Origin of the sequence: Kamptonema formosum PCC 10802, assembly GCF_000332335.1 — a bacterium.
In the GTDB taxonomy this organism is placed as follows: domain Bacteria; phylum Cyanobacteriota; class Cyanobacteriia; order Cyanobacteriales; family Oscillatoriaceae; genus Oscillatoria.
This window is the reverse complement of the sequence record NZ_KB235948.1, coordinates 2,797,597-2,824,072: the sequence shown is the minus strand read 5'-3', so window position 1 is coordinate 2,824,072 and position 26,476 is coordinate 2,797,597. Positions and strand designations below refer to the sequence as shown.

The 26,476-nt window shown below is 54.3% G+C and carries 26 protein-coding genes; 11 read left to right on the top strand and 15 right to left on the bottom strand.

The window, feature by feature from the left end:
* Window positions 1-545 precede the first annotated feature (545 nt).
* On the bottom strand, window positions 546-1,760 hold the full coding sequence (locus OSC10802_RS0112075) for a glycosyltransferase (RefSeq protein ID WP_017717026.1): 1,215 nt from the start codon (window positions 1,758-1,760) through the stop codon (window positions 546-548).
* Window positions 1,761-2,718: 958 nt separating this feature from the next.
* Between OSC10802_RS0112075 and OSC10802_RS0112065 the strand changes: the two genes are divergently transcribed.
* Window positions 2,719-4,314, top strand: a complete 1,596-nt coding sequence (locus OSC10802_RS0112065) for a serine/threonine-protein kinase (protein WP_017717024.1) — start codon at window positions 2,719-2,721, stop codon at window positions 4,312-4,314.
* Between the two features lie 362 nt (window positions 4,315-4,676).
* Here OSC10802_RS0112065 and OSC10802_RS0112060 read toward each other — a convergent pair whose 3' ends face one another.
* Both OSC10802_RS0112060 and OSC10802_RS0112050 read right to left on the bottom strand, forming a co-directional pair.
* A complete protein-coding gene (locus OSC10802_RS0112060; RefSeq protein ID WP_017717023.1) occupies window positions 4,677-5,924 on the bottom strand; it encodes a molybdopterin molybdotransferase MoeA in 1,248 nt (415 codons plus the stop codon).
* 298 nt (window positions 5,925-6,222) lie between these two features.
* Window positions 6,223-6,486 carry a DUF7219 family protein gene (locus tag OSC10802_RS0112050; RefSeq protein WP_044170094.1) on the bottom strand — a complete coding sequence of 88 codons (264 nt, stop codon included), beginning with the start codon at window positions 6,484-6,486 and terminating at the stop codon, window positions 6,223-6,225.
* A 345-nt stretch (window positions 6,487-6,831) separates the two neighbouring features.
* Between OSC10802_RS0112050 and cobO the strand changes: the two genes are divergently transcribed.
* Window positions 6,832-7,488, top strand: a complete 657-nt coding sequence (gene cobO, locus OSC10802_RS0112045; protein ID WP_017717020.1) for a cob(I)yrinic acid a,c-diamide adenosyltransferase — start codon at window positions 6,832-6,834, stop codon at window positions 7,486-7,488.
* On the opposite strand, the gene OSC10802_RS44290 is transcribed toward cobO, so the two are convergent.
* The 4 genes from OSC10802_RS44290 to OSC10802_RS0112025 all read right to left on the bottom strand — a co-directional run bounded on the left by OSC10802_RS44290 (window position 7,460) and on the right by OSC10802_RS0112025 (window position 12,695).
* Entirely contained in the window at window positions 7,460-8,038 is a 579-nt protein-coding gene (locus OSC10802_RS44290) for a hypothetical protein (protein WP_017717019.1), read from the bottom strand. The two genes, cobO and OSC10802_RS44290, sit on opposite strands and share 29 nt — an antisense overlap.
* Before the next feature lie 276 nt (window positions 8,039-8,314).
* A complete protein-coding gene (locus tag OSC10802_RS0112035; protein ID WP_026098401.1) occupies window positions 8,315-9,319 on the bottom strand; it encodes an RNA polymerase sigma factor, RpoD/SigA family in 1,005 nt (334 codons plus the stop codon).
* A gap of 599 nt (window positions 9,320-9,918) precedes the next feature.
* Entirely contained in the window at window positions 9,919-10,218 is a 300-nt protein-coding gene (locus tag OSC10802_RS49600) for a hypothetical protein (RefSeq protein ID WP_155967611.1), read from the bottom strand.
* A 743-nt stretch (window positions 10,219-10,961) separates the two neighbouring features.
* Window positions 10,962-12,695 (bottom strand): helicase HerA domain-containing protein, encoded by a 1,734-nt coding sequence (locus tag OSC10802_RS0112025; RefSeq protein WP_017717016.1) that lies wholly within the window; start codon window positions 12,693-12,695, stop codon window positions 10,962-10,964.
* A gap of 71 nt (window positions 12,696-12,766) precedes the next feature.
* Between OSC10802_RS0112025 and OSC10802_RS0112020 the strand changes: the two genes are divergently transcribed.
* The gene (locus OSC10802_RS0112020) at window positions 12,767-13,168 is read left to right on the top strand and encodes a hypothetical protein (RefSeq protein ID WP_017717015.1); all 402 of its coding nucleotides are present in this window, start codon (window positions 12,767-12,769) and stop codon (window positions 13,166-13,168) included.
* A gap of 77 nt (window positions 13,169-13,245) precedes the next feature.
* Here the strand turns inward: OSC10802_RS0112020 and OSC10802_RS0112015 are convergent, their stop codons facing one another.
* The 3 genes from OSC10802_RS0112015 to OSC10802_RS0112005 form a co-directional block, all read right to left on the bottom strand.
* The gene (locus OSC10802_RS0112015; RefSeq protein WP_017717014.1) at window positions 13,246-14,037 is read right to left on the bottom strand and encodes a glutathione S-transferase family protein; all 792 of its coding nucleotides are present in this window, start codon (window positions 14,035-14,037) and stop codon (window positions 13,246-13,248) included.
* 60 nt (window positions 14,038-14,097) lie between these two features.
* A complete protein-coding gene (locus OSC10802_RS39860) occupies window positions 14,098-14,301 on the bottom strand; it encodes a DUF2188 domain-containing protein (RefSeq protein WP_044170090.1) in 204 nt (67 codons plus the stop codon).
* 95 nt (window positions 14,302-14,396) lie between these two features.
* Window positions 14,397-14,669, bottom strand: a complete 273-nt coding sequence (locus OSC10802_RS0112005; protein ID WP_017717012.1) for a GlsB/YeaQ/YmgE family stress response membrane protein — start codon at window positions 14,667-14,669, stop codon at window positions 14,397-14,399.
* Window positions 14,670-15,283: 614 nt separating this feature from the next.
* Between OSC10802_RS0112005 and OSC10802_RS49595 the strand changes: the two genes are divergently transcribed.
* The 3 genes from OSC10802_RS49595 to OSC10802_RS0111985 all read left to right on the top strand — a co-directional run bounded on the left by OSC10802_RS49595 (window position 15,284) and on the right by OSC10802_RS0111985 (window position 16,705).
* A complete protein-coding gene (locus tag OSC10802_RS49595; RefSeq protein WP_017717010.1) occupies window positions 15,284-15,445 on the top strand; it encodes a hypothetical protein in 162 nt (53 codons plus the stop codon).
* A 6-nt stretch (window positions 15,446-15,451) separates the two neighbouring features.
* Window positions 15,452-16,099 carry a fasciclin domain-containing protein gene (locus tag OSC10802_RS0111990; RefSeq protein ID WP_017717009.1) on the top strand — a complete coding sequence of 216 codons (648 nt, stop codon included), beginning with the start codon at window positions 15,452-15,454 and terminating at the stop codon, window positions 16,097-16,099.
* 246 nt (window positions 16,100-16,345) lie between these two features.
* Window positions 16,346-16,705: a helix-turn-helix domain-containing protein gene (locus OSC10802_RS0111985; RefSeq protein ID WP_017717008.1), complete on the top strand. Its 360-nt coding sequence runs from the start codon at window positions 16,346-16,348 to the stop codon at window positions 16,703-16,705.
* A 509-nt stretch (window positions 16,706-17,214) separates the two neighbouring features.
* On the opposite strand, the gene OSC10802_RS0111980 is transcribed toward OSC10802_RS0111985, so the two are convergent.
* A complete protein-coding gene (locus OSC10802_RS0111980) occupies window positions 17,215-17,778 on the bottom strand; it encodes a GNAT family N-acetyltransferase (RefSeq protein WP_017717007.1) in 564 nt (187 codons plus the stop codon).
* A 13-nt stretch (window positions 17,779-17,791) separates the two neighbouring features.
* Window positions 17,792-17,962 (bottom strand): hypothetical protein, encoded by a 171-nt coding sequence (locus OSC10802_RS49585; protein ID WP_017717006.1) that lies wholly within the window; start codon window positions 17,960-17,962, stop codon window positions 17,792-17,794.
* A gap of 66 nt (window positions 17,963-18,028) precedes the next feature.
* On the opposite strand from OSC10802_RS49585, the gene OSC10802_RS49580 reads away from it, so the two are divergent.
* The gene (locus OSC10802_RS49580; protein ID WP_155967609.1) at window positions 18,029-18,178 is read left to right on the top strand and encodes a hypothetical protein; all 150 of its coding nucleotides are present in this window, start codon (window positions 18,029-18,031) and stop codon (window positions 18,176-18,178) included.
* Between the two features lie 125 nt (window positions 18,179-18,303).
* Here the strand turns inward: OSC10802_RS49580 and OSC10802_RS0111970 are convergent, their stop codons facing one another.
* Window positions 18,304-18,522: a hypothetical protein gene (locus tag OSC10802_RS0111970; protein ID WP_017717004.1), complete on the bottom strand. Its 219-nt coding sequence runs from the start codon at window positions 18,520-18,522 to the stop codon at window positions 18,304-18,306.
* Window positions 18,523-18,592: 70 nt separating this feature from the next.
* Here OSC10802_RS0111970 and OSC10802_RS0111965 point away from each other — a divergent pair, with 70 nt between their 5' ends.
* The 3 genes from OSC10802_RS0111965 to OSC10802_RS39855 are packed head-to-tail and all read left to right on the top strand — an operon-like array spanning window position 18,593 to window position 23,638.
* Window positions 18,593-20,065, top strand: a complete 1,473-nt coding sequence (locus OSC10802_RS0111965) for a hypothetical protein (RefSeq protein WP_017717003.1) — start codon at window positions 18,593-18,595, stop codon at window positions 20,063-20,065.
* 11 nt (window positions 20,066-20,076) lie between these two features.
* On the top strand, window positions 20,077-21,147 hold the full coding sequence (locus OSC10802_RS0111960) for a DUF1822 family protein (RefSeq protein WP_026098399.1): 1,071 nt from the start codon (window positions 20,077-20,079) through the stop codon (window positions 21,145-21,147).
* Between the two features lies 1 nt (window position 21,148).
* On the top strand, window positions 21,149-23,638 hold the full coding sequence (locus OSC10802_RS39855) for an nSTAND1 domain-containing NTPase (protein ID WP_017717001.1): 2,490 nt from the start codon (window positions 21,149-21,151) through the stop codon (window positions 23,636-23,638).
* Between the two features lies 1 nt (window position 23,639).
* On the opposite strand, the gene OSC10802_RS0111950 is transcribed toward OSC10802_RS39855, so the two are convergent.
* Window positions 23,640-24,167 carry a J domain-containing protein gene (locus tag OSC10802_RS0111950; protein WP_155967607.1) on the bottom strand — a complete coding sequence of 176 codons (528 nt, stop codon included), beginning with the start codon at window positions 24,165-24,167 and terminating at the stop codon, window positions 23,640-23,642.
* A 421-nt stretch (window positions 24,168-24,588) separates the two neighbouring features.
* Between OSC10802_RS0111950 and OSC10802_RS0111945 the strand changes: the two genes are divergently transcribed.
* Complete coding sequence (locus OSC10802_RS0111945; RefSeq protein ID WP_017716999.1) at window positions 24,589-25,737, top strand: WD40 repeat domain-containing protein; 1,149 nt, start codon at window positions 24,589-24,591, stop codon at window positions 25,735-25,737.
* A gap of 62 nt (window positions 25,738-25,799) precedes the next feature.
* On the opposite strand, the gene OSC10802_RS0111940 is transcribed toward OSC10802_RS0111945, so the two are convergent.
* The gene (locus tag OSC10802_RS0111940; protein WP_017716998.1) at window positions 25,800-26,378 is read right to left on the bottom strand and encodes an alpha/beta hydrolase; all 579 of its coding nucleotides are present in this window, start codon (window positions 26,376-26,378) and stop codon (window positions 25,800-25,802) included.
* Window positions 26,379-26,476 lie beyond the last annotated feature (98 nt).

Genomic DNA, 26,476 nt, shown 5'->3' with positions numbered 1-26,476 from the left:
AACTGTCAAGGGGAACGCGCATTCCCTCACTCGGATGTTGGGTCAAGCTCGCTTCTGGATCGAGATCTCATCCTGCGACCAACCCTGTGCCGCGCAGCGATCCGAACAAGGACTGGCTGGGCTTGGCCAACTCCAGGCAATAATCTCCAGTGACTGCACTGTCAAGACAGGCAAAGCCGCTACCTTATATAGCTCTGGGCTCTTAGGGCGCGGACCTAGGACAGGCGTTCCCTCCAATCCCTGTCCCTACTAGCAAGTAAGATACCTTGCACTCAACTGACTGTCTAAGCTATGCTGCATTAAATTTACATTATTTTTTATCCTAGCGTTCCCAGCCTCAGGCTGGGAACGCAATCTGGAGGCTCTGCCTCCTTTCAACGAAAAAGCAGGTTAAAAGCCTAACATCTTATTGCTCTACCATGTCGGGTTGATTAACCTGAATTCAGTGACCAATGCCATGCATGCGTGATGCCCTTGTGCCCGATCTCAGGACTTGCGGGGTGCGTTCCGCCGCCGGAAAAGCACCCCACTTCCCCTGAGAGAATTCAAACGCTCAAACCCATTTCCTTCAAACTTCGGCGCAGATGACCGCCTGCCGGCGACTGGCGCTGCTCGTAGAGCGAAATCGCCTCTCGAAAAGTATCCAAACTCTCCAGCACATTGCCGGCTTTCAGCAGCGCCACCCCCAAATTTTGATAAGCCTCCGCACAGTCAGGGTCTAGTGCAATCGCTTGCCGGTAGGAGTCAATCGCTTCCTTCAGACGCCCCTTCTGCTTGAGAGCAATCCCCAAATTGAAGTGACCGAGAGCAAAATTCGGCTCAGCGCGGACAGCAGTCCCGAAGGCAGAAATTGCGCCCGTCAAGTCGCCGGTTTCCAGCAGCAAGCTGCCCAAATTATTGTAAGCGCCAAGTTTCAGCTGCGGCAAAATAGGCTGCTCGATCGCCGCTTTATAGTGCGACTTCGCTTTAGACAGCTTTGAGAGGCGAGTGTGGGCAATGCCTAAATGGTAGTGGAGTTCGTAGAGCACCGGCGCTGCCGCAGGGCTAGACCTGTCCGGCTTTGGCAGCGCTGCCAGACCCAGTTCCAGCAGCGCGATGCCCCTTTCCACCTCGCCCGCTGCCACATACAGAGCGCCCAGCTTGCTGGAGGTGTAGGGATCGGAGGGGTGTTCAGCCAGATACGCTTCCATCGCCTGCCGCGCTCGGGTAAACTTATCAAGAGCTGCGATCGTTCCTGGCTGGTAGCCATAGTGTTCAATCGCCACCGGCGACAGGTCAGCCACCTGCCACTGATTCGGCTTTTGGCGCAACAGCTCGGCAACACTATCATCCACCATTGCGTGATAGGGGTGCGAGAAATAAATCTCTGGGTGATTGCGGAACAGCCGCGACACCAGCGAGTAGGGAGATTGCGCCGCCCCAACTTCGTGGCGGACGAGATTGATCAGGATATAGCGCTCGTTAAGCATCGCCTCCTTTATCTGCGGCACACTTTCTTGTTTGAGCACTTCATCCGCATCCAGCACCAGAACCCAGTCGCCGGTGACATACTTCAGAGATTCATTGCGGGCGGCTGCGAAGTCGCCGCCCCACGGGAAGTGATAAACTTTCGCGCCGAATTCTCGCGCAATTTCTGGAGTCCGGTCCGTCGAGCCGGTGTCCAGCACCACCATTTCATCCACCGCCTCTCTGACACTGCTCAGGCACTTGGGCAGGGTGGCTTCCTCGTTTTTGACAATAATGCAAAAGCTAAGTTTCATCTGGCACCGAAAACAGGGTTAAAGGGTTTATCGCGTTTCTCATCCTTTGTGAGGTACTGAGAAACCCGGTTTCTTTAAGAAACCGGGTTTCTGGGCCTAACGTTCATCCAACTGAGAACCGCTATATTTTAGAGCAAACTTAATGCTGCGGTAAAATACAGCTCAATCGCTCGCCAGCGCCGGAACGCACAAGCTTTGAACAGTAGGGGCGCTTCCCCCCAAGGGGGAACGCACCGTACCTGTTTCCGGCTTGCGGCTGGCGACAGAGCCACTCAACTAAAGCCGGCTCTGTTAAAATGGAATCTGCCACCGCAATAACCTGCGGCAAAAATTGGGCCGGCAAATCTTAATATTCAAGAGGGATTTGTCAGGATTTTGGCTCACCGGCACTGCCGGCCCGCCCCGATCTCGATGCCAGTCTTCCAGAAAATCTCGTATATTTTACCATTCGGCTAAGTTTTTGTCTAGAGCCGGCGGGATTTTCCAGAAACCGGGTTTCTCAAAGAAACCCGGTTGCCGCACCAAGCGTGGCGGCAGCCCCTCCGCCCCTCACCGCGCTCTGGCCCGCCGGCCCTGTTGCCCGACCGGCGCGCCGGCTTCACACAATCAACACAATTATGTAAAAATTTTGTAAAGAAATTCGCCAGACCGTTATTTGCCCCCTGTTTTCAGGAACTTTAAAGATAAGAAAAATGCCTGAATGTCAGAAGAAACTTTTTAGAACGGGGTGCCGGTGAGCTGCCGGTGCCGGCAGTCCAAAAACTTGCCCACACAAGCAGAGTTACTGGAGCGACCAAGGGGTTGCCCCCAAGAGATCCCGTTTATCCCCTTAAATCATTTAAGGTAGGGGATAAGCTTAGCGGCACCGAGGAAAGCATGCTTGAGGCCAGACGGGGCAAACGCATCTACTTGTGCAAGCCAGTAAGCTGTCAAACAGCAGAGCTACATCCGGGTGAATATGAGTATCTGTGTAAATCCTGCCTGTCCCCAACCTGAGAACCCAGACCACGCTCACCGGTGTCAAGCGTGCGGAGCCACTCTCCTGCTTCGGGCTCGCTATCGCGTGACACAAGCTTTGGCCCAAGGGGGCTTTGGGGCGACCTTTGTGGCCCAAGACCTTTCTTTGCCCGGAACCCCCAGCTGCGTGATCAAGCAGCTGCGCCCGGCAACCACCTCGCCGCAGGTCTTGGACATGGCGCGGCAGCTTTTTGAGCGAGAAGCCAAAACCCTCGGCAAGCTTGTCGATCACCCCCAAGTGCCCCGCCTGCTAGACTACTTTGAAGCCAGCGAGCAATTTTACCTGGTTCAGGAGTACATCAGCGGCTCGACCCTCAAACAAGAAGTCAAGCGCAGCGGGCCTTTTACAGAATTTGGCGTCACACAATTTCTGGCGGAGATCCTGCCGGTGGTGCAGTACCTGCACGACCATCGGGTGATTCACCGGGACATCAAACCGGCCAATATGATTCGCCGCGACATCGACCAAAAGCTTGTCCTGATTGACTTTGGGGCCGTCAAAGACCAAGTGAGCCAAACCGCTATCCTCAACACCTCAGAAAATACGGCACTCACCTCCTTTGCGATTGGCACCCCCGGTTTTGCGCCACCGGAACAGATGTCGCTGCGCCCCGTGTATGCCAGCGATATCTACGCCCTGGGGGTGACTTGCATCTATCTGCTGACAGGCAAATCTCCCAGTCATTTAGGCCACGATCCGGTCACCGGCGAAATCCGCTGGCGGGAGTATATCACAGTCAGTGCCGGTTTGCTGCGCGTGCTAGAAAAAATGCTGGAAGTTTCTGTCCGCCATCGTTTCGGGTCAGCTAGCGAAGTCCTCAGAGCGATGGATGTAGAGCTGCACCGGCACAGCCTCAACCAGGGCATGATCGCTCAGTCCAAACCTGCCGCTCAGCCAGAAGACCGCACCGCAATCGATTCCGGCAGTTCTTCTGGTGGGGCGTCGCCCGCCTCGAAACTGGCGGAGGAAATTCGCGCCCGCAAAGCCCGCGCCGCCGCTACCCGCATGCCCAGCGGGGGCACCGGAAATCGGAGTCTGGCGTCCAATCGGGGGGTGACGGCGATAGACGGCAAAGGGGCTTCCGGCGGTAAGGCGAAAATTCCCAGCTCGTGGGATGCCCTAAGTCTGAAAACCGCCTACACCAAGGGCAGACGAGATTTTGCCACCTGCGACCTCAGCCTGCTAGACTTGTCGAGAACCTGTCTGGCGGAAACCATTTTCCACCAAGCGAACTTGGCTAAAACCAACTTCCAGAATTCCGACCTCTCCAATGCCAATTTTGGCCGCGCGAATTTAAAGCAGGCCAGTCTGCGGGACGCCTATTTGGTCAAAGCGTATATGAGCTACGCCTGCTTGGAGGGAGCAGATCTCAGAGGTGCGGACCTCACCGAGGCTTATCTGAGTTACGCCAACCTGCGGGGGGCGAATCTCTGCGGAGCCAATCTCACCGGTGCCCGCGTCACCGACGAGCAGCTGGCTATGGCCAAAACCAACTGGCTGACGGTAAAGCCGAACGGCAAAAGAGGCTTGTTTTAACCCGACTTAAGAATATAGCAGTATTCATATTGCTTAGGACATCAGTGGCCTGGGGATAAAAGGCGTATAGCAGCAGTCATATTGGTTAAGACATTAATGACATGGCTTATGGGGCTCATGCGCATCGGGCTCATGCGCATGGGGTAAGTAGGGGCGGGTTCACCCAAGATGTCTCTGGGTTTTACCAGATGTTAGTAAACCCGCCCCTACCAGCTTTTGCGTGATGCCCCATCGCCCACTGCCCCAATGCCCATGTACTAACCTAAGTGCATACTGCTATAGGACAGGCGCTCCTGCGACCTACTGTCCTAACCTAAGTGAATACTGCTAGAGTGCCATTTCTGAGCATTGGGCGGTTTGGCTCATCCCACCGGCATTCCCAGCACCAGCTCCCCAGCGGGAATCAGAGTCTCACCCACCGGCACCACCGCCAGACCCGAGCAAAGCGCCAGATTGATCAAATTCCCAGAACTGTGACTCCCACCGGCTTTCTCAAACTCCCAAGCGCCATCAACTAATTCCAGCTTCCCCCACAGGTAAGATTCCCGCTTGCCATCTGAGCGCAACTCCTGTCGCGAGCGCGCCCGGACAAATACGGGCCCCCAGCCGTCTTTCAGACCGGCCAGCTTTTTCAGTGCCGGCCCGACAAACCGCCAAAATGTCACCAGGGTGGAAACCGGATTTCCCGGCAGCCCGAAATAGAGCACTTCCCGCCCGGAGGCACGAGCGGGAAACCTCGCCACAGTCAGGGGTTTGCCCGGTTTCATGTCAACAGACCGGATGTGAGTTTCCGCTCCCAGCTTTTCGAGAATTTCCTCGACGTAATCGCAATCCCCCACAGAGACGCCGCCGGTGGACAGCACCACATCCGCGCCCGCCACCGCTCGCGCTATCGCCCCTGCGAGCGCCTGCCGGTCGTCCTCAACAATGCCCAGGGGCAGCGGCACTCCGCCGGCATTCGCCACTGCCGCCGCCAGAGCGTACTGATTGGAGTCGGCAATTTGGCCCGGTTGCAGGGGCCGGTCGGGCGTCACCAGCTCGCTGCCGGTGGAGAGAATCGCAACCATTGGACGCCGCCACACCGGCACCTGCGCTAACCTGGCCTGAGCCAGCACAGCGATTTCCGGTGCCCCCAGGGCGATGCCCTCCGGCAGCAGGGGCGTCCCCGCCTTGTAGAAAGCCCCCCGGTGGCGCACGAAAGCCCCGCGCCCTGCCGGTGGGGCCAAGACAGACACGCGAGAGCCCTCCCGGCGCGTTTCCTCCTGCATCACCACCGTATCCGCACCCGCCGGCATCATCGAGCCGGTGAGGATTCGCGCCGCTTGCCCGGGTTGAATTTCTCTCCGGGGCTTGACACCTGCGGGAATTTCCTCTATAATATCCAGGGTTGCCGGTTCAGAAGGGCTGCACCCCGCAACATCATCATAGAGTACCGCATAGCCGTCCATCGCAGAATTGTCCCAGTGAGGAAAATCGAGATCGCTGCTCACCGGCACGGCTAAAATGCGACCGTTTGCTGCAAGCAAGCCCACACTCTCGACATCCCGCCCGGCATCCGGGGTGCGCACCAAGTTGAAAATGATTGACTCCGCTTCTAATACCAGCAACATGGCCTTCTTCCCCGATTCCTATTTCAATCCCTGACAGGAATTCACACCAATCAACAATCTTACAATCAACCGCCCCTTTGAAGGGACGCCAAGAAACTTCCTCTTGGCGTTCTTGGCGTCTTGGCGGTTCATTCTAGCAGTATTCACTTAAGTTAAGACAGTAGGATCGCAGCGAACGCCTGTCCTACACCTTTTATCCCTAGGCCAGCGATCTCCGCGCCCAATATGACTGCTGCTATATTAAGTTTGAGTTGGCACCCATGCCGTTGTGGGTGCCCCGACTTTCTGCTTTTTCCGCTCATCCCTCACTATTTTCCTCGCTGCCCTTAGGGGGGGGCTCGCCAATCCCCAGCTGCTTTTTGGATGTTTTCAGCCGGTGCCAGAGGGTCCTAATTTCCTCGTAGGCTTGTTCTGGGGAGAGCTTGCCACCTGTTTCTAAGGCGCAGATGATGCTCACTTTTTGAGCGAACTCCTGCAGGTTCGCATCAAACGCCAAGTTTTGCGGCGAGAATTTGCCGTGATAGCGGCTTCGAGGAGATAGAAAATCTCTGGAATCTGCCATATTTCTCTCCATTATATACAATACTTTATGTATTTTTAATGTTAGTGTGTTTCCTGCCCCCTGACTGGGAGCCGGTCGGGGTTGCTGCCGCTGGTCACCGTGCGGGCCGGCGACTGTCACGAGTTTGATGCGAATGGCCCTGATGGCTGGTTAAGTCGGTTTCATCTGCCGTGTTTTTCTTAACTCAGTTTTAATCTCAGCTTAACCGGTTTATCATCAAGTCTGACCGGCACTTCCGCAAGATATAGAAGAGGGAACCTCGGAGGGGGTTGCTGGGCCGGTGTGGGAGTGGGGTGCGGGCTAGACAAGGGAGCGCAGCAGGTAAGTATGAACGCGAAGACTGATATGGACGGCGGTGAAAATTTGGAGGCGGATGCCGGAGCGCCCCTGGCACCGGCAGGGCTGACGCCAGAGCAGTACCGGCAGAAGATGGAGCGGCGCAAGCAGGTGCAGGAGAAGCGACTGGCGCAGCGAAATCTGGAAAAAGGCTTGATTATTGTCCACACCGGCAATGGCAAGGGCAAAACGACAGCGGCGCTGGGGATGGTGCTGCGCTCTCTGGGACACGGCTACCGCGTGGCTATTGTGCAATTCATTAAAGGGGCCTGGGAGCCGGCGGAAAAGGCGGTGCTGGAGCGGTGGGGCTCGCAGATAGAGTTCCGGGCGCTCGGAGAGGGGTTCACTTGGGAAACCCAAGACAGGGAGCGGGATATTGAGAGAGCCCAGCTGGCTTGGCAAACGGGTTTGACATTTCTGCGCAACCCGGAGTTTAAGCTGGTGCTGCTCGATGAAATTAATGTAGCAATGAAGCTGGGGTATTTGCAGGCTGAGGAAGTGATGGCCGGTTTGGCAGAAAAGCCGGCGGACACGCACGCCATTCTCACCGGCAGGGGGGCACCGGCAGCCCTGATCGAGCGGGCGGACTTGGTGACTGAAATGACCCTGATTAAGCATCCGTTTCGGGAGCAAGGTGTCAGGGCGCAACCGGGGATTGAGTATTGAGGGGGCTTGGGGCTAGGCGCTGGGGAGTTTGCCGCTCCCACACCCGCTCTTGATAGGTGCCGGTGCACACCCTCAAGATCCGCTCGTCGTTCTCGCTGACGGTGGGGACGGGCTGAAACTCGTCGAGGGGGACGGAGTAGGTGTAGGCCGTCTGTTCGTAGGTGCTGACAATGGTGAGGTCGAGTCGCTGCGGCCAAGCGCTGCCGTAAAAACAGTCAAAGGAGGAGCTGGGCATGTAAAAGGCTCCTATGGCTAAGCCCTGGCGCACCTCAAACACCATATAGGCTTTGCCAATCTGTTCGGGCTCAGCGGACTCGCCGTAGTGGTAAATCCCATCGGCTAAAGGCTGTTCCTCAGCAGGCATTGCGGGGGCCAGAACCGGTCCGCCGCCGGCAGTGGGGTGAACCCTTTGCTTTGGGGGGGGGTGGGCAATCTCTGAGCCAAAAGCCGCAAGGGCGTGGGAAGCCGTGAGTGCGGTGCAGAGGCCATTCGCGGCTAGCCCCAAAGCTGGGAGGAGCGCGGCTAGGAGCCTGTCAAACCAGTTTAGCATTTTATGCCACGGCGAACTAAAGCGGACAAACCGGTTGTGCACCCTGGTTGTTTCCCTCTAGGTTTTTCACTAAGACCTTCTGAGTTGAGAATCCGGGCGGATTTGCGCCCAGTTGCCAGCGAAAGCCTTCACGCTCATCGCCTTTGATTGCCGAATTCGTTTACAAAAATTAACAAAAAATGTGGCTGGGAGCAGTTGCTGCTCCCAGCCCGATTTTTTGCCGCGCGGGCGTGAGGAGTGATGGGCGATGAGTTAATTCAGCGACTCACCGCTCGATTAGCTGGCGAGATATTCCCGCACGTTGGCCTGCCGGCGGCGCAGCTGAGCCAAGGCTTGATGTTCCAGCTGGCGCACCCGCTCCCGGCTCAGGCTCAGTCGCTCGCCGACTTTGGCCAGGGACAGCTCGCGACCGTCCTTGAGGCCAAAGCGCAGGGTGATCACTTCCCGCTGCTGCTGCGTCAGTTCGGCTAGCAGGTTGTCGAGGTCTTGGCGCAGCAATTCCTGGGTGGTGAAGCTCTCCGGCGAGGCGGCTTCATCTTCGAGCAGGTCTTGCAGTTCCGTGTCGTGGTTGTCCCCGACGCGGATGTCCAGGGAAATCGGGTGGCGGGCCATGGTCAGGTACTCCCGGATTTGAGACGGCTCTAAATCGAGGGCTTGGCCAATTTCAGCCGGCGTGGCGCTCCGCCCCAATTGCTGGGTGAGCTCCCGCTGGACTTTTTTGATTTTGTTCAGTTTTTCGGTGATGTGGATCGGCAGGCGAATCGTGCGAGCCTGCTGGGCGATGGCGCGGGTGATGGCTTGGCGAATCCACCAGTAGGCGTAGGTGGAAAACTTGTACCCCCGCGTGGGGTCAAATTTTTCTACCCCTCGTTCCAAACCGAGTGTGCCTTCTTGGATCAGGTCGAGCAGCTCCAGGTTGCGCTTCTGGTATTTCTTGGCGATCGCCACCACCAGGCGCAAGTTGGCTTCAATCATCTTTTGCTTCGCACGCTGTCCCTGGTGTACGAGCCGGTTCAGCTCGGCTTCCGAAAGCTCCAGGCGAGCGGCCCACTCTTGCGCAGTGGGTTCGCGGTCGAGCTCGGAGGCCAGCGCTTCTTTCGCTTCAATTAGCGCCATCATTTGCTGCACCTGCTTGCCCAAGACAATTTCTTGCTCGTGGGTCAGCAGCGGCACCCGTCCGATCTCGTGCAGATAGGTGCGCACGATATCAGCCGGTGCGGAAGGCCGTGCGCCCATGTAAGTGGGGTTGGCGGTCATGGTACGGTTCTTTGCTGTGGGCATGAGTGAGTCGTGAACTCCCTAAATGAAAATTAAAGGTTCATTCACCTGCCCCACTCTCAGGGCAGGAGAGCGCGTTTGAATCGGTTGAAGCTCTTAGAAGGTCGCTCGCGTCGGAGGGCGGTCTTCGTCGGTGGCCCGCCCCTACACCGGCCACCCCTGGCCGCCACACCGGCAACAGACAGTACGGGGTGACAGGTGCTTAAAACTCGAAGTCGGTATGAGTTTGCCTTTTTTTACAGTATTCCACATTTAGACGCCTGTAAACAGTCTTGGGTTGCTCCTCAACTCTTATATTCTTAAGCTTTCCCGAAAATGCCGGTAAAATTAAGCTTTTCTACATATAATTGGAAAAGCATCAGGGGCAAATCCCCCGCAGGGCAGATTTGCCGGCGGTCTCCCCGATGAGGGAACACTGACATTTAGGCGCTCGGAAGGCCGCTCCGCACCGGCAAGGCCGCCCCGGTGAGAGGCAGCCCGCCACTCCGCAGGCGGCGAGTGTGTTGTGGGTGACACTGGGCGCTTCTTATGACCTGACACGCAACATCTGTCCCATTCTGGCTTAATAGCTGCTGGTTGGCAGTGCAGAATCCTCCTGATTTCTATGATGCCGCAGCCACAGGCAACTGGGAAGTCCCTTTGGCTCGGGATTGCCGAACCTGTGGGGGCGGAAAATAGGGTGATAGCCAGACGGTGAGATTGCTCAACCGGCTCTTCGTTTGGGTGACGCTGCGCCCGCCACCACAAGCGGCGCTGCGGTCAGCGGGCGGGGGATTGACAATTTGCAGCCGGCATGGTATTGTTGGCGGAAAGATATGGCAAAGGCAGATGCCGGCAGCAGAGAGGGCAGCACCGCACCGGCACCAGAGCCGGTGGACTCTCACTCTCAATTTCCACAGCACTTTATTATTATGCTGGCGTTACTGGAAAGTTTGTTACCCGTCGCATTTTCTCGTGAGACACATTTGAGGACGCTCGTTGAGCTTGGGCGTGAGGCGCGCCGGTCCTGTAGAGGCCCGGAGGCCAGGAGGCCAGGAGGCCAGGATTGGCTGTTTTGAGTTTATTAATATTTGGCTGTTTCGGGCAAAGATTTGGATGAAACCGCCCCTAAAAATTGCCATGCCTCATGCCCAGCAGTTATAGCAGTATGCACTTAGGTTAAAACATTAGACCTTCAGGGCAGCCAGACGCTGGCCTACGTCTATATGCCAGTAGTAATATGGGTTAGGACAATAGGAGCAGGAGTGCGGGGGTGCAAAAGAGGCCGAAATGTACGGACCTAAGTGGCTACTGCTATAAGCTGTTATGCTTTTAACCTGCTTTTCCCTTGAAAGGAGGCAGAGCCTCCTGATTGCGTTATTTTGCCAGTATTGGAGGGTTTTCGTGCCTGCCCCGGAACGGTAGAATAGAAATGAAAAGTGCAAATTAAATGCTGTATATTTTAGGCATTTTAGCGGGTTTCAGTTGGGGGAGTGCGCCAAACCCGGTTTCTTTAAGAAACCGGGCTTTTCAGTACCTCAGGAATATCAAAAACGCTATAGGGGTTAGGTTTTAGGTTTTAGGAGAGAAGTTTATAATTAACCCCATGCGATGATGCCCCCTTCCCCATGCGATGATGCCCAATGACCCATGCCCGGTGCCCCTACTAGAACCCCAGATCCGCCATAGCGGATTCACTTTCTTCCATCACAAGTTCTGTGGGCATATTTTCCCAATCCATCTCGCCAATTTCCCTGTAAAAAGTTTCGTCGTAGGGGCGAGTTTGCACCACCACCGGCATCGGTACGGCGTGTCCGAGAACCAGCGCTTGTTGCTTGGAATCCAGCTTGGCCAAAACAGAGCGCAAACCGGCAGCTCCCGCAACGCCGGTGAAAATGGCGTCAATGTCTTTTTGATCGTTGAGCAAAGCGGTGATGCGGGTGCCAATCTGAGACATAATCTCATTATCAATGCCCGACGGGCGCTGGTCAACTATCAAAAGGGTAACAAAATATTTCCGCATCTCGCGGGCGATGGTGCCAAAAATCGTGGAGCCGACGACAGAGGGGTCGAGAAAGCGGTGGGCTTCTTCGATAGTAATCACCAGCTGGCGGGGGCGATCGTTGGGATTTTTGGTGCGCAAGAACTTCTCGGAATTGCGCACATAGCTAGCGTGAATCCGCCGGGATATCATATTCGTCACCATCATATATGATAGCATATCCGCGTGGGAGCCAAACTCAATCACCACATGCTTGCCGGCATCCAGGGAGTTTAAAATATGGGTGAGATAATTTTTAGCTGCCTTGTCGTCGCGCATGTATTTCATCTCCTCCAGGCGCACGAGCTTGCGCTGGAGCGCCCCAATCGAAGCTTTGTTTCCTTTCTTCGTCTCGCAGAATTCCCGAATGTCCTCACTGCTCATGCCCAGCAAATCTCTAATCCAGGATTTGCCAAGCTCGTTGCGCAGGATCAAAGCATTTTCCATAGCGACGTCCGAAAGGTTGAACTCCCGCTGCACCAGGGCGATATCTTCGACCTCAATTTGGTCGTAGCTGAGAAACAGTTCTTGGGCGTCGCGCACGCCGCGACTTCTTGTAGAAATGGGATCGAGGGTGTAAATTTCAACTTGACCGGGAAACAGCTGGCGCAACCCCTTGACCGTGCTGTACTGCTTGCCTTCCGAAACAGCTTCCCAGCCATACTCGGAGTGCATGTCAAAAATCAGGTTCACTGCAGCTTGCTTGCGGATAATTCCAGACAGCAGCAGGCGGGTGAGAAAAGACTTGCCGGTGCCGGATTTGCCGAAGATTCCGTTGCTGCGCTCGACGAGCCGGTCGAGATCGACGCACACCGGCACGTCCATGTCAATGGGTTTGCCGATCGCGAAGTTGCGCCGGTAGGGATCGTCTTCCCAACCGAAAACGCAGCGAAAGTCTTCCTCGGTGGCTTCATACACCTGCGAGAAATGGCTGGGAATGGTTTTCACCGGCAGCAATTCCATGTCACTGCTGGTTTGCGCCTCAAACGACGCCAGCTTTGATTTCGCCGCTTTGCTCGCTTTCGACTTAAGGGCGGAGTTGCGGAGGGCTTTTTCCGGGTTTGGTGGGGTGAACATCAGCATTAGGGCGAGCTGCAGGGTGCCGTAGGTGCTGCTTCCCGCCAGAATTTCCTGCAGCAAAGTGTCGCTGGCGAGGGGGGGATCGGCAAGAATGCGGGGGCTAGAGGTTCCCAGGATGACATCGGTGAGCAGGCAAAAAAACTGCGCTCGCACGCCTTGCACTACCAAAAACTTGCCCACCCGCATCTCTTCAACGGAGACATCAGGATGCAGCCGGACTTCCACCCCCTCACTGAGAGAACCTTGAATAACCGATCCCAGTGGTTTGTCTAGATTCATCGCTCTAATCTCTCAAGCTTCTGGCTGATCTTACGATCAATTTTGATTTTATAGCTAGCAGGGGCAAGGTTTTGTCTCTCTGGAAACAGGAGCTGGGGTTGAACCGGCTTGTGCTAGAATGGGAGGCGGAGCCGCCCGAACTCGCTGGCGGGCGGGAGCGTCCGGTGCGAGGGGAAATTGCCTCTGTCAGGGCGTGGGGCGCTTCAGGGGAGGCGGTTGAAAATTCAAAACCCACCGGCATCTTTTGCAGCCGGTGGGCTCTGTTGCTGGGGTTGGGTGCCGTTGTTTCAATCCCATTTCCGGGATGGGTGCTGGCCAAAACTCTTCTCCTCCTACCCCCGGCTAAAATCACTGTCGCATTGATATGGGCAACGCTCGCACAACCCTTGATGCTCCCGTTCGCATCACCCAAGGCACCGGATAGAAGTGGGGTGCCAGCGCTTGCGAAAAGCACCGCACTGGCGCTCTTCTGAGCAGTCGTGCCGGCGCGCCTCACTCTTGCGCCCCGCAGAAATCAGTTGCTTCCCTGGCGTTACCCACCCCGATCCGACTATTCTATTTGAATCGAAGTTGGCGCAGAGCCGGTGGTGCCGGTGGGCGTCAGCGGTTGGCGATATTGGTCGTACAGGCGAGCCCGCCAGGAGAAAAACGGTGCGTACAGGTAATTGTCAGCAATTCCGGACACGCCTTTGCCTTTGAGCCTTTCTGGGATATCCAGATAGGGTCCTTCTGGGAACTTGAGGAATATCGACAGCCCCGCTACGGCAAAATCTGCTAGAGTCGGCTGGGAGCCCACCAAATAGGGGCTGTCTTGCAGCAGCAAGCAGAGGGCTTCCAAGTCTTGCTTGATGGATTCCATTGCGGCGCTCACGGTGTCAGGTCCCGCGCCGATGCCGGTGCCGAGCGCCTTGAGCAAGTCCGCAGGAACTGCTTCCACGAGGGTTCTGAGGAAATCGGGGGTTGCCGGTGGCAGCAGGGCGCTGCGGAAGCTGCCGTCAGAACTGAGGGCGGAAAACAGCAGCTTCTGACTTTTCGCCCCAATCGACTCGTCCGCCCATTCTTCCATCAGCAGGCACAGCCCCCGCTGTTTGTCACCGGCGGGAATCAGGGGGCGGTCCGGATACTGCCGGTCGAGATATTTGGCAATTTCTGTAGAATCGGCTACAACTACATTACCGTCCTTGAGCACCGGCACCTGAGGCTGACCGGAGAGCCGGTACACTTCAAGCTGTCCCACTCCCGGTGTGACTTCAATTTTCCGGTACGCCAGCCCTTTGTAGTCCAGCATCAGCCGCACTTTCTCGCTGTACGGGGACAGTTCAGATTGATACAGTTCCAGCATTTTCTATCTCCTTAAGCTTGTTGAGGTTGCCGCAGAACGCTGACTTGTTAGAAAATAGCATCAGTCGGTATAGTCTCGCTGTTTCACCGGCTTGCCGCGCCGGCTGGCCCATTCCTCTGCTTTGGCGATCGCGATCGGAATTGCCTTACCTTCATCGTAATCCTTTTCTTCGAGTAAAGCATTTGCTATCTCAATGGCCTTGTCTCTCACCTCCTCGGTGAGGTTCTTCATCGAGGCTGGATAGTTGTTTTCGCTCCAGGGCATTGCTCTCCCTCCATACTCTCAAGCGGAAAGCTCCCCCAGCCTGAGCGCTGGGGGAGAGTGAAACATCCGAACCCGCAGAGCGGGCGGTGTTGCTATCAGGCGGCGCGGCGAGTGAACAAACCCCACAAGAAAAGGACAATCATCGCACCCAGCACCGCCAAAGCAATGCTGGGGAGCGTCAGCGCCCCGTAGGAAGCCCCGGCGCTTGTCCCTATCAGCATTCTGCCCACCCAGCCCCCAACGACTGCGCCCAAAATACCCAGAACGATGGTGGCAACCATACCGCCACCTTGGGTTCCTGGATAGATGGCTTTAGCAATTGCGCCAGCAATCAGACCTAAGACAATCCAAGCAATAATGTCCCACATGATTTTTTCTCCTGCAAAAAAGTTGTTTCAAAGGAATAACCGCTACCCTCCTGCCCGTAAATGGTTGTAGTTGGTAGGGTGGGGTTTTTCATGGGAACCCCGCGCCCCACTCCCGTTCCCGGGGGAATCGCTCACCGCGCGCACTCCGCGCCGCTGCGCGTTCCGCTAATTTTATCCAGGCTTGTTGGGCTTCAGGCACTGCCAGCGGCTAGACTCACCTGTTTAACCAAAAGCAACTGCACGCAGAGTTTGTTTTCATCAAAGTTCTTGGCTTTGATTGGGGCTGTCACTACGTCCTAGCTTTTGATAACTTTCCCCTCCAAGGATAAATGGGGCGGAACGCACTTTGAATGTGAACTGTATTGGTTTCCATTGCTACCCTATCAATTTGCCACTGGGGTTCCATCTGCCATAAGGAAGAACCTGACGCAGCAGCAGCGTTAGCTGTTAGGGGTTAGGGGTTGGGGTGAGGGGTGAGGTGTTGGGGGTTAAGGGTTAGGGGTTAGGGACCTGCACATTCAATTTGCCCTCAAAACGATTTAAATAAAAACGGCTCCTTTTAATATAAATTACTTGCTGGCCTAGTTTTATAATCATGAAAAAATAACAATTAAATGCTTAAAAGCTGGGGGCTGCCGGCTCGCCCCACCGGCTCGCCCCGATTTCGTGCGAATCAGAACCGCACAAGGGTTCCCTCCGGCATGCCTAAGTATTCCTACTCAGCCAGGGGGGAAATTTTTCCGGCACGGCTGGCAGTGCTGACCGGCAGGAAATGATATACAATGAAACATAAGTTTACAATTCGTAAAAATCGGGCCAAGGAAGACCAGAAAGCTATGAAGGTAGAGAGCGTTAAAACCTGGGGCGGAAAGCTAGCTGGCCTTGTGGCAGTTGCCGGTGCCAGTTTCTTGCTCAGCATGCCAGTTTCGGCGAAGTCCTGTAATAGCGCCCCTCAGCCGGCGTCTCCCACCTCCGCCGTCGAGGTTGAGGTAGCCGGTCCTGCTGCAGCCGCGACCAGCCCTAGCATTGTGGATATCGCCAGTAAGAATGACTCATTCAAGACCCTGACAGCGGCTCTGCAAGCTGCCGGTCTGGTGGACACCCTGGCAGGGAAAGGCCCGTTCACTGTTTTTGCGCCCACGGATGAAGCGTTTGCCGCTTTGCCAAAGGGCACTGTGGAACAGCTGTTAAAGCCGGAGAACAGAGACAAACTGGTCAAGATTTTGACATACCATGTGGTTCCCGGTGCCGTCAAGTCTGGCAGCCTGCAGTCTGGAGACGTGGCGACGGTTGAAGGCAGCCCCGTTATGGTTAAAGTTGATGCCGGCAAGGTGATGGTGAATCAGGCAAATGTGACTGCGGCGGACATCGAAGCCAGCAACGGCGTTATCCACGTCATCGATAAGGTGATTCTGCCGCCCAATATGTAGGGCGAGCCATACTGCCGGAAAGCCGGTGAATCCCTAAGAGTGAACCCCGGTTACACGGGGTTTTTTTGCTGGGCGAACTGTATAGCGGTATTCACTTGGGGCGCGGACAGCTTTGATCGCAGCGAACGCCTGATGTCTGTGCCCAATCTGACTGCTGCTATAAAAATCCCAAATTGGGATAGCACTTGTCATTTAGGTCAGAACATGCTAAAATAGTAATAAAAAGCGTTTAGGAGTCTATGATATATGCCAGCACCCTATAGCTACGATCTGCGCCAAAAAGTCATCAGTGCCGTAGAACGGGGGATGAGTATAGCTGAAGCCGCTCGGGTCTTTGACGTGAGCCGCAATACAATTTACCAGTGGCGCAAGCGTCAGTCCGAGACGGGGAACTTGAAACCGGGTTCGGGCTATCAACAGGGATGGGGACATAAAATCAAAGACTTGGAGTCTTTTCGTCAATTTGTCCTGGCCAACGCAGAAAAAACTCAAGCAGAAATGGTGCAAGCCTGGCCTGGAGAAATCAGTCCTTCCACGTTCAGTCGCGCCTTAAAAAAAATTGGATTCACCCGAAAAAAAAACTTAGGGTTACGCAGAAAGGGATGAGGTTTCAAGAAAGGCGTTTCTACCGCCTCTTGAGGGCCAATAACGAGACAGTCTGGGTTTTGTTGATGAGTTCGGTCTAGATAAACGAGAGGATTATCCCTATGGATGGTGTGACAGAAGTGAAAGATTTTACGCCGTTAAGTCTGGTCGCAGCAACTCAAGAGTAAGTATAGTAGCCGCTTTTAGAGGCGAGAACTTGATAGCACCACTAACCTTTGAGGGAGCTGGCAACCATCAGTTGATGCAGCAGTTCTATCGGGCCTCCCCCGCTCCCCCGCTCCCTTGCTCCCCCTATCCTAACCAATATAGCAGTAGGCAGTCAGTTTAGGACACGGGCAGGACGCTGTCGCGTCCCGCTTCGCTATCGGAGGGAAGGCGCAGGGCAGGCGTTCCCTCCGTGCCCTCAATATCTCTGGGACAGGCGAGACGCCGGTCCTACGTCCTAATCTAAGTGGCTACTGCTATATGACTGCTGCTATATCTATGCCAACTGGGTATTCGATCGAGGCTCACTCCACCCATTCCTTCCTGAGAATAGAGTACATTTTCAAATCGCGAAAGGCACCCTTATAAAAGGCGTGCTGTCGCAAGATCCCTTCAAATTTCATGCCGGCTTTTTCCATGACGCGGGCGGAAGCAAGATTTTTAATCTCGCATCTGGCTTCAATGCGATTCAGCAGCAAAGTGCGAAAGCCAAAGTCAATCGCCGCCCGGACTGCCTCAGTCATATATCCTTTCCCCCAGTATTTTCTGGAGAGGGCGTAGCCAATTTCCCCACGAAAGTCAGAAGGACTCCAATTAACAAACCCACAGGAGCCGATCAGCTTCCGCTCAAATTTTTCCTCTATTCCCCAAGAAGACGGCTCCTGTTTACTGTACTCATCGATCACCGCAAACAGGAATAACTTGCTATCTTCTACAGACTTGTGCGCCCTCCAGGTGGTGAATTTGGCGACAGCTGTATCGCTAGCATATTCAAACATATCCGCCGCATCCTCTAGGGTCATTTTTCGCAGCAGCAGCCGGTCAGTTTCGAGCGCCGGCAATTCGCCAAATATTCCCTCAGGTTGCATGGCAACTATTCCCCTAAACTCTATATTCTGAGTTTATCATTTTTGCCGGCAGCCGGCACGCAACCCAGCTTAGCATCGCTGGGGGAGGGGAAAAAGCCGGCAGCTTTGCCCCCATTTTTTCCTGTCCACGCACCCCGCCAGTAATTCTTATCGACGCCATTTTGGCCTCCATTATAGTAAACATTGTTTGTCCTCCTCCTGCGTCCTCATAGGGGGAACTGAAATCAACTTATGCAGTTTGGAGATGCAAATGGGAGAACTATCGCCGGCTTTTGGGGTGACAAGCAGCCCAAAAGCTTTACACCGCAAGGATTTTCGCCGGCTGGCCCCAGTGCCCGCCGGCAAAGTGTGGGGGGCAGAACTTGCGCCGTCCCATGTCCAAGATGTCCCAGCCCGCTAGACCACAGGGCTTCCTCGCTGGTGGGGCGGCCACATCCTTGAACGGCTCCACTACTATTCGGGCTGTCATCTCTGGGGAACTTGGTCTGACGCTATAAAGGGGCCAGCACTTCCCTGAACCACGACCTATCTGGGCAACAGAGCTAAAACCGGCGCGTTTGAGCAACTCACCAGGATACTGAACCAACCCCCCTTGACAATTTCCCAGTTAGCAATTACCGTTAAATCTAATGTGCCAGCTGTTTGTTGCTGATTCGTTTCGCTTCGGCGGGCCACACTGGCAGGCCGGTCTTGGATTTCTGCCCGCTGCACTGGGGTGGTGGCTCCGGAACTGCATAAGCTCAAAACACGCGCACCTATTTCTTTGATACAAGTAGACGAGCAGCTCAGCCAACGTGAGGTCATCGCAGTGGTTATGGAAGCGCCATCCAGGTACGGGAAAATCTACCGAATCCGTCTGGCCAGTGAAAGGGTTGAATACGAATACTGTGCAGTCCCAGCGGCACAGGAGTTCTTTCAGAAACAATTTCTGCAAAGAGAGGCAAAACAGGCTCTCTCGAACCAGAACACTCATCATCGGGATAAGGAGATTCAAGCCGCCCTGCTCTTTTATTTTCACGCCAAGAAGTCTTCTGCTGACGCCACAACTCGCGCTCTAGCTGGACTTTGCCTGCGGTGCAGAGTGTCTTACCTCATCCTCAAAGCCTGCCAAAAAATCGCCCGTTTCTTCAATGGGGGAAAATCCTTCAGCTACCGGGATTTGCTGCCCTTTGTCCTGAATGACGACGGTCAAAGTCTCATCCTCCTGGACAGGGAGGGTAAAACTCAACTTATTCTGGATGACAGTGGTGAAGCGAAGCCAGCGGCTTATAAATATTTTGCCGTTGAGATTTTGCGAACCTTTAAGCAGGACCCCAAATCCAGCATGAGCTTGGACAACTGGGCCTACTTGCAAACCCAACAAAATCAAGAGATCAAAGATTTTTTATCGGACTTTGGCTTTAAACATTTGAGCGACTGGGCGCTCCTGAATAGAGCCAGACCCAAACAGCTGGAACTTCTCCCTGTGCGCCAGCGCCACCTCGCCGAAATCTTTCACGCCGTCTACCGTAGGGACAGACGCCAGCAGCAAAAGGGAGAGAGGAAATGTCCCGATCCTTCAGCCGCTCAGCTTAAAGAAATGCTAGCCGGATTGCAGGAACGAGGCGTCGCCACCAGCACGCCGGTGGAGTTACTAAAAGAACTAAAACAGGTAGCAACCCAGCTGCGACAGTATGACATCTGGAGCTACAGGGAACCTCTGGAAATATACGACCCAGAGACGGGAGATTCCTCACCCAGACCGGATTTACCTCACGATTCCCTTAGTAAACTCGATGTCGAACATGTCGAACAGCGGGAACTTCAGGAGTTCTTGCACGAGCAACTCAAGTTAGCTTTGGCCCAAGCAATAGAGCGAGAGATTGCCTCTCGCCTCACCCACTTGCAAAAAAGCAAAAGGTATGCTAATATAGCAGCAAACTTCCTTCCTGGTTTGCAACTCTATTACGGTCAGGGCATGTCTCTTAGGGAGATTGCTCCCCTGTTGGCAATGACAAGTTGGGATCAAGCCAGGCGGGTGTTGAATCCGGGGGACCTTCTCAAAAAGGTGCGCGAGCGGACTGTGCAGCAATTTCTCGACAGGACGTTAGAAAAGGCTCAAGGTATGGGTCTGACCAAGATTCCCCCTGAACCGGACTATCTGAAAACCCTGGCGGAGCAAATCGAAGCTTTTGCGGATCGAGAAATCTTCCAAGAAGCTGCAGAAGAAATCCGGGCGGGGAAGAGCCGGTCGATGAACAGCTTTTACGCCCAGCAACTTCGGATTTATTTTGAAAAAAGAACATGAGGAATGGGGTTATGGTGTTTTTTCCGGTAGATTCAACGGATTTGAGGGTGTGGCTGCCTGAAACCGTAGACCTTGAACCAGAACATTTCGAGCGGGCGAGAGAGATTAGCGAGCGGGTGACAGGAGAAGCCGAGCAGTGGCAAACCTATCTGAACGCACTGGCGAGTCTTGGCTTTGAAGAATGGCTAAGTGACCGCATGCCGGATAAAATATTAAATCGAGATCCTGCGGTCAGTGAGGCTGTTTGCCATCTCATGGTTGGCAAATTTAAGTTCTATCTGCTTGCGACAGAACACGTGCTTGATGAAGTGGTGAGCCTGCCGGCAGATGCCATCGACAGACCGGACTTGGCAGCTCATTTCTATGTGTTGCTTGAGGTATTGGACGAACAGGAACAAGTTCTTGTGAGAGGCTTTCAGCGTTGCGACCAGCTGCTTAATTATCTAAGTATAGCTAATTTAAAGCCCTCACGAGATGGCTGTTACAGGCTGCCGCTATCAGAATTTGATGCGGAGCCAAATCACCTGCTGTTCTACTGTCGCTTCTTGGAACCGGCTGCTATTCCTCTTTCTGCCACAGCCGAGGGTCAAGCCATGTCATCCTTAACAGGGGCGGCAGAAAACTTGCTGGAATACCTGGAAGAAACCAGAACCAAGTTGAGCCAGTGGTTGCAGGGCGTTTTTGACAAAAACTGGCAGGCGATTGACGCACTGATAAGCCCAGAAGCCAATTTAGCTCTGAGAGCCAGCAATGCTGAGTCGGGTGCGAAGCGAGGTAAACTCATTAACCTGGGAATGCAACTGGGCAGTCAAACCGTGGCGCTGCTGGTGACTGTCACAGAAGAGGCTGAGGAGAAATTAGGTGTTTTGGTGCAGTTGCATCCGGCGGGCGGGAAAAAGTATTTGCCGGCCAATCTCAAATTGACTTTGCTGTCGAAAGCGGGGAAAACTCTTCAGGAAGTCACTTCCAGAAGTCAAGATAACTACATTCAGCTGAAATCCTTTAAAGCTAAACCGGCAACCCGCTTCAGTCTTGAAGTCAGTCTGAGTGATGTCAGCGTTAAGGAAGATTTTGAACTCTGAAATGATCAAGTCAGTGGTCATCAATCTGGGAGCCGGCGATTTAAACAGCGGATTTCCCAGAGTTACCGCTCAGCTGCGAGAAGCGGGCCACCCCCTGCCGCAGCAATTCACCGGCAGTTTGCCCCCAGCGCCGGTTCTGGCTGAACTGTACCAGAACTGGCAGTTAGTTTATAGGAGTCTCAGCGCTCGCAAAGAGCTGCTTTCCCCACCGGCTCGCGAGGAAGATGACGATGAGCTGGAAATCGACGAAGGGGGAATAACCAACGTCTCTCAGCTCGGTTTCGAGGAGGTCTGCAAAAAGTTAGAAGAGAGCCTCAATGCTTGGCTCAAGTCTAAAGACTTTATCCATATTGAACAGCAACTGAGAGCGCAACTCAACACAGCAGAAGAAATTCGGGTCATTGTCGAAACCGGCGATGAATTGCTGCGGCGATTCCCCTGGCATTGCTGGGATTTCTTTAGCGATTATCCCAAAGCAGAAATGGCTCTGAGCAGACCCGAGTACAAACGCACCCAACCCTCACAGCCAAAAGCCCCCCGCGAAAAAGTCAGGATCTTGGCCGTTCTCGGCAATAGCTCTGGCATCAATCTGGAGACAGAGAGCCGGTTTCTGAAAAACTTGCCAGATGCAGAAGTCGAATTTCTTGTCAAGCCCTCGCGCCAGCAACTGAACACCCAGCTTTGGAACGACCAGGGCTGGGACATCCTCTTTTTTGCCGGTCACAGCCAAACCGAGGGCGAAACCGGCAGACTTTATATCAATGAAAACAAAACCAACAATAGCCTGACCGTCGGACAGTTAGAAGAAGCTCTCACACAAGCCATTGAAAACGGTTTAAAGCTGGCGATTTTCAACTCCTGCGACGGGCTAGGACTGGCTCTCGCTCTGGAGAAATTGAACCTTCCCGCAGTGATTGTCATGCGGGAGCCGGTGCCGAATCGCGTGGCGCAGGAATTTTGCAAGCATTTTCTGGAAGCCTTCGCACAAAAGCGACTTCCTTTATATCTCGCCGCGCAGCAAGCGCGAAGAAAGCTACAAGGTTTAGAAAATGACTTCCCCGGCGCTTCTTGGCTGCCTGTAATTTGCCAAAATCCAGCAGTAGAACCGGCAACTTGGCTGCAGTTGGGCGGGATTCCCCCCTGTCCCTATCGGGGTTTATTTGCTTTCCGAGAAGAAGACGCCCACCTCTTCTTTGGGCGGGAGCCGTTCGCCGAGGATTTGGTGGCGGCGGTGAAAAAAAAGCCGCTGGTGGCTGCCATCGGTGCCAGTGGGAGTGGCAAGTCTAGCGTGATGTTTGCCGGCACCCTGCCCAAATTGCGAAAAGACACTCTTGTTCACTGGCAGATTGTCTCTTTTCGTCCGGGGAAAAATCCTTTTGATGCCTTGGCGGTCGCGCTCGCCCCTAGCTGGGAGCGCCTGCAGCAGCCGGGGGAAAGCGGTGACGGTGAAAATGCCCGCCGGTTAATTGAACTGGAATTGGCCATCTCACTGAAGCAAGATCCGCGAGCCTTATACAAAATCATCGAAAGCCTCGTGCAGCAAAACCCGGGCACTCGCCTAATCTTAATCGCCGACCAGTTTGAGGAACTCTACACCCAAAATCCAGAGTCCGAACGCCAGCCTTTCTTGGATGCATTGCTAACTGCAGTTAAGAGAGGAAAGTGCTGCACCTTTCTCAAGACCGCTGCAGTTCAAGAAATAGGGCAAATCTTTCTTGCCTCAGAAGGGCAGGGTCAAGTGGCGGGTATGAGCGTGACCGATGGGAATGTCCAGATCGTAGACACGTCTCCTCTCGCTCCATTGGTTGTCAACAGGGGAAGGGTGACAGCGCTGCTAACAGCTCTGTGGGCTGGGGGGAGAGAAGAGGGGCTGCTCCGCCAGGCTGCTGCTTCTTACTTCTACTTTCGGAAGAAAGGGACGGCCCTCACATCAAACTTAAATTCGGTTGCCTTCACTAATGGCCTTTACTTGCGAGCGGAGAAAAAAGACGGGGAGCCGCTCTACGCAAAAACGTCAAACTTCCTTGAGTTTCTAGAAACGTGGGGAGAGGCCAGGCAGCTTCCGGTTGCGATCAAATCTCACGAACCTCGGCTGCTTCGCGTAAAAGCGAGCAGCGCGGCGGACGGAGAGGTAGGCTCGCGCTGGTGTTCCTCTTGTAGTAGCAAGACAGGAAATGCGTGCAGGCACAGAGTTGCCGCGCACCTTTGGGCGGTAGAGAATGGGTGGGGAGGGCTCCAAGGGTTTCTGACGCCATCCCCTCTGACACAAGAAATGGCAGAATCGGCGCAGCTCTGCCGGCGAGCGGGGACATCCAGCCTGCTCAGGATAGTAACCGCAGGGCCAAATGGAGTTATTGCAAAGTCAGACGGGGGCAGCCGGCACACACAGTTCTACCCCTACGGCCAGCTTTGGTGCGTCTGGTTCGAGGACATCAAAGAGAGCGTTGCAAGCTCGGCCAAAGTACAGATGCCCAGAATGGTGCCGGTGTAAGTTACCTGCTGTTGCAAATTTTGATTGTTGCAACAAGGATCTCTCCATTTGCTTCTTTGCTCCCAGGATCGCGAAACAGCGCGCGCTTGGCATTTACCAAAGCAGTCTGAAAGTCTCCTTTCTCTCTAGCCAGCCCCGCAATTCGGATGCAAGCGGCATGGGTTGGGCAAAAATTGGAGCTGCCGAGATACGCCTGCTGCAGCTCCTGGAAAAACTGTTCTGCTCTAGGGGAACCTCCTGCTTTTTCTCTCTGATACGCCTCCCGTATAGAATGCACTTCTGAAATCGCCAGCCGGTGCTCAACGCTGGAATCGCACCTAGGCTTCATAAGCTCGCGCGCCTCTCCAAAGAAAAGGGCTGCTGCCCCCCATTCTTTACTGATCATGCTTTGAGTCCCGCGATCGTAGCAGGACTTAGCAGTTGGGCAGATGCGCTGCGCAAATGCGCTGGTGCTGCCCCAAGACACTCCCCACAGAAGAGCAGAGAGCGCAATAGCGCCTTTTGTCCAAGCCCAAGCCCAATATTGCATCTGATTGTCTCCTTCCTCTATTAATGGCCGCCAGCACCTACCGCACTTCAAGATGCCAGCAGCCTTAAACCAAAAGAGTAGCACGCGGGGGAGCCCCAAGCAAGCCATTGCTCTTTTATTTCCTCCCTTTTCAAGGCTAGAACCTCGCAAAATCGTAAAAGATGGGCCAGATAGTTCTTGATTTGCGAACTTTTCAAGCAAATTTGACTACCCAAATTTACACTAAAGCGATAAGTTAGCGTTATGGCCCATGCTCGCACCTAGGCCATGCAGTCAAATTTAGATTTAGATCAGAGGGATCTATGCCGTCACCTTCCGAGCAAATTTGCATGCTCCGCTTCCTGCGAGAGCGCGTGGGGCTTTCCAGAGAGGAGCTGTCGGTTCAAATGAACCATCGCTTTTCTTTATCAACTTGGAGTCGGTGGGAGACCGAACCCAAAGAGCCGGTTACGTCAAACTCTGGAGCTTAGACGGCGATAACCTCCAAACCCTGACCGGACACAAGGATTGGGTTTGGAGCGTCAGTTTCAGCCCTGACGGGACGATGATTGCCTCTGCTAGTAAGGACAAAACCGTCAAACTCTGGAAGGTGGCAGGTAAGGAACTGCCAATCATTCCGGCGCACAAAAATGCGATATATAGCGTTAGTTTCAGTTCCAACGGTGAGACGATTGCCACCGCCAGTGCTGACAAAACTGTCAAACTCTGGAGCCTGGATGGGAAAATACTCAAAACTCTTAAGGGGTATAACAGTGAGGTCACTGACGTCAGTTTCAGCCCCGACAACAAGATGATTGCTACTGCCACTGCTGATGGGACTGTCAAACTTTTGCATCCCTCAGGTAAGGAAATCAGCACCCTCGACAGTCATACAGATTGGGTCTGGAGGGTCACTTTCAGTCCCAACGGTGAGACGATTGCCACCGCCAGTGCTGACAAAACTGTCAAACTCTGGAGCCGAGATGGAAAAGAGCTCAAAACCCTCAATGGGCATAGCGATAAAGTTAATAGCGTCACTTTTAGCCCCGATGGCAAGACAATTGCTACTGCCAGTTGGGACAAGACTGCCAAACTTTGGACTCGTGAAGGTAAGCTAATCAAAACCCTCACGGAGCATACCGATGCAGTCCATAGCATCACTTTCAGCCCTAACGGCAAAATAATTGCCACTGCCAGCGAGGATAAAACTGTCGTGCTTTGGACTTCTGAAGGTAAAAAAATTAGAACCCTCACAGGTCATAATGCTGGTGTCTTCAGAGTCAGGTTCAGCCCCGATGGCCTTACCCTTGCCACTGCCAGTTTAGACAACACTGTCAAACTCTGGAGCTTGGATGGTACGGAACTGAAAACCTACAAGGGTCACGACGATTATGTCTTCAGCGTCAATTTCAGCCCTGATGGCCACACTCTTGCTTCCGCTGACAAAGCTGGAAGATTGATTCTGTGGAATTTGGACTTGAAGGCAAATGATCTGCTGCGTTACGGTTGCGATTGGGCGCGTGACTATCTGAAAACCAATGCCACTCTCCCTGAGAGCGACCGGCACCTTTGTGATGGGATTAAGCCTTAACAGTAGGGTGCGTTCCGCGCTCACCGGCACGCACCCTACTTCTCCGGTGACAGTCAAGTGGTTCAGCGGACTATCTTTGGCAACCTATCTCTCCACTTTTGCAGGGTTTCCCCAAACCGGCTCAGTTGCTTAAAGCCGTCCGCGAGCCGGTCGGCTTCTACTTCCACCTCCGATGTGGGATAATTTTTAATAACTTCCAGCAGGCTGATTTTATTATCCCCACTCGCCGACAGGACAAACGCCGCCCGCAAAGCTTGCCGGTCCGCTCCTCCCGAGGGAGTGTGCACCACCTCGCCCACTTTATCCAGCACAGCTTCCCCAATCTGGCTGTTGAGCGCCCGATCGGCAATCCGCAGACTCACCGGCACTTCTTTCGTCAGCGCCTGACGCACAATTTCAGGCTCTTGTCGCGTCGCTTTGAGCAAATCTCTAACTGCAGCCGAAACTTCGCCGGTTTGCGCGAAGGTTTCTAGCTCGCCGGCAGACAGGGATAGCTGCCCCCTGCTAGCATTGAACACAATCTTTTCGGCGGCGAGTGCGCCGCTCCCCCCAAACACCGCCCACAGGCTATATAATATAATGCTGCTGGCTGCCGGTGGCATTAACCGGCGACTCAGCCACAAAAAAGTTTGCCATTTCATAAGTCAGTACCAAATTCCAATCCCGTCTCCCCGTGCTGTTCCGCCCTCACAGGAAGCTTATCCTCCCAGACACCAGCGCCGGGCTGAAGGTTCCGACT

What these genes read in the sequence shown, in the direction of transcription:
- OSC10802_RS0112075 (WP_017717026.1), bottom strand. Translation starts at nt 1,760, where the DNA reads ATGAAACTTAGCTTTTGCATTATTGTCAAAAACGAGGAAGCCACCCTG.
- OSC10802_RS0112065 (WP_017717024.1), top strand. Translation starts at nt 2,719, where the DNA reads ATGAGTATCTGTGTAAATCCTGCCTGTCCCCAACCTGAGAACCCAGAC.
- OSC10802_RS0112060 (WP_017717023.1), bottom strand. Translation starts at nt 5,924, where the DNA reads ATGTTGCTGGTATTAGAAGCGGAGTCAATCATTTTCAACTTGGTGCGC.
- OSC10802_RS0112050 (WP_044170094.1), bottom strand. Translation starts at nt 6,486, where the DNA reads ATGGCAGATTCCAGAGATTTTCTATCTCCTCGAAGCCGCTATCACGGC.
- cobO (WP_017717020.1), top strand. Translation starts at nt 6,832, where the DNA reads ATGGACGGCGGTGAAAATTTGGAGGCGGATGCCGGAGCGCCCCTGGCA.
- OSC10802_RS44290 (WP_017717019.1), bottom strand. Translation starts at nt 8,038, where the DNA reads ATGCTAAACTGGTTTGACAGGCTCCTAGCCGCGCTCCTCCCAGCTTTG.
- OSC10802_RS0112035 (WP_026098401.1), bottom strand. Translation starts at nt 9,319, where the DNA reads ATGCCCACAGCAAAGAACCGTACCATGACCGCCAACCCCACTTACATG.
- OSC10802_RS0112025 (WP_017717016.1), bottom strand. Translation starts at nt 12,695, where the DNA reads ATGAATCTAGACAAACCACTGGGATCGGTTATTCAAGGTTCTCTCAGT.
- OSC10802_RS0112015 (WP_017717014.1), bottom strand. Translation starts at nt 14,037, where the DNA reads ATGCTGGAACTGTATCAATCTGAACTGTCCCCGTACAGCGAGAAAGTG.
- OSC10802_RS39860 (WP_044170090.1), bottom strand. Translation starts at nt 14,301, where the DNA reads ATGCCCTGGAGCGAAAACAACTATCCAGCCTCGATGAAGAACCTCACC.
- OSC10802_RS0112005 (WP_017717012.1), bottom strand. Translation starts at nt 14,669, where the DNA reads ATGTGGGACATTATTGCTTGGATTGTCTTAGGTCTGATTGCTGGCGCA.
- OSC10802_RS49595 (WP_017717010.1), top strand. Translation starts at nt 15,284, where the DNA reads ATGCTTAAAAGCTGGGGGCTGCCGGCTCGCCCCACCGGCTCGCCCCGA.
- OSC10802_RS0111990 (WP_017717009.1), top strand. Translation starts at nt 15,452, where the DNA reads ATGAAACATAAGTTTACAATTCGTAAAAATCGGGCCAAGGAAGACCAG.
- OSC10802_RS0111985 (WP_017717008.1), top strand. Translation starts at nt 16,346, where the DNA reads ATGCCAGCACCCTATAGCTACGATCTGCGCCAAAAAGTCATCAGTGCC.
- OSC10802_RS0111980 (WP_017717007.1), bottom strand. Translation starts at nt 17,778, where the DNA reads ATGCAACCTGAGGGAATATTTGGCGAATTGCCGGCGCTCGAAACTGAC.
- OSC10802_RS49585 (WP_017717006.1), bottom strand. Translation starts at nt 17,962, where the DNA reads ATGTTTACTATAATGGAGGCCAAAATGGCGTCGATAAGAATTACTGGC.
- OSC10802_RS49580 (WP_155967609.1), top strand. Translation starts at nt 18,029, where the DNA reads ATGGGAGAACTATCGCCGGCTTTTGGGGTGACAAGCAGCCCAAAAGCT.
- OSC10802_RS0111965 (WP_017717003.1), top strand. Translation starts at nt 18,593, where the DNA reads ATGGAAGCGCCATCCAGGTACGGGAAAATCTACCGAATCCGTCTGGCC.
- OSC10802_RS0111960 (WP_026098399.1), top strand. Translation starts at nt 20,077, where the DNA reads ATGGTGTTTTTTCCGGTAGATTCAACGGATTTGAGGGTGTGGCTGCCT.
- OSC10802_RS39855 (WP_017717001.1), top strand. Translation starts at nt 21,149, where the DNA reads ATGATCAAGTCAGTGGTCATCAATCTGGGAGCCGGCGATTTAAACAGC.
- OSC10802_RS0111950 (WP_155967607.1), bottom strand. Translation starts at nt 24,167, where the DNA reads ATGCAATATTGGGCTTGGGCTTGGACAAAAGGCGCTATTGCGCTCTCT.
- OSC10802_RS0111940 (WP_017716998.1), bottom strand. Translation starts at nt 26,378, where the DNA reads ATGAAATGGCAAACTTTTTTGTGGCTGAGTCGCCGGTTAATGCCACCG.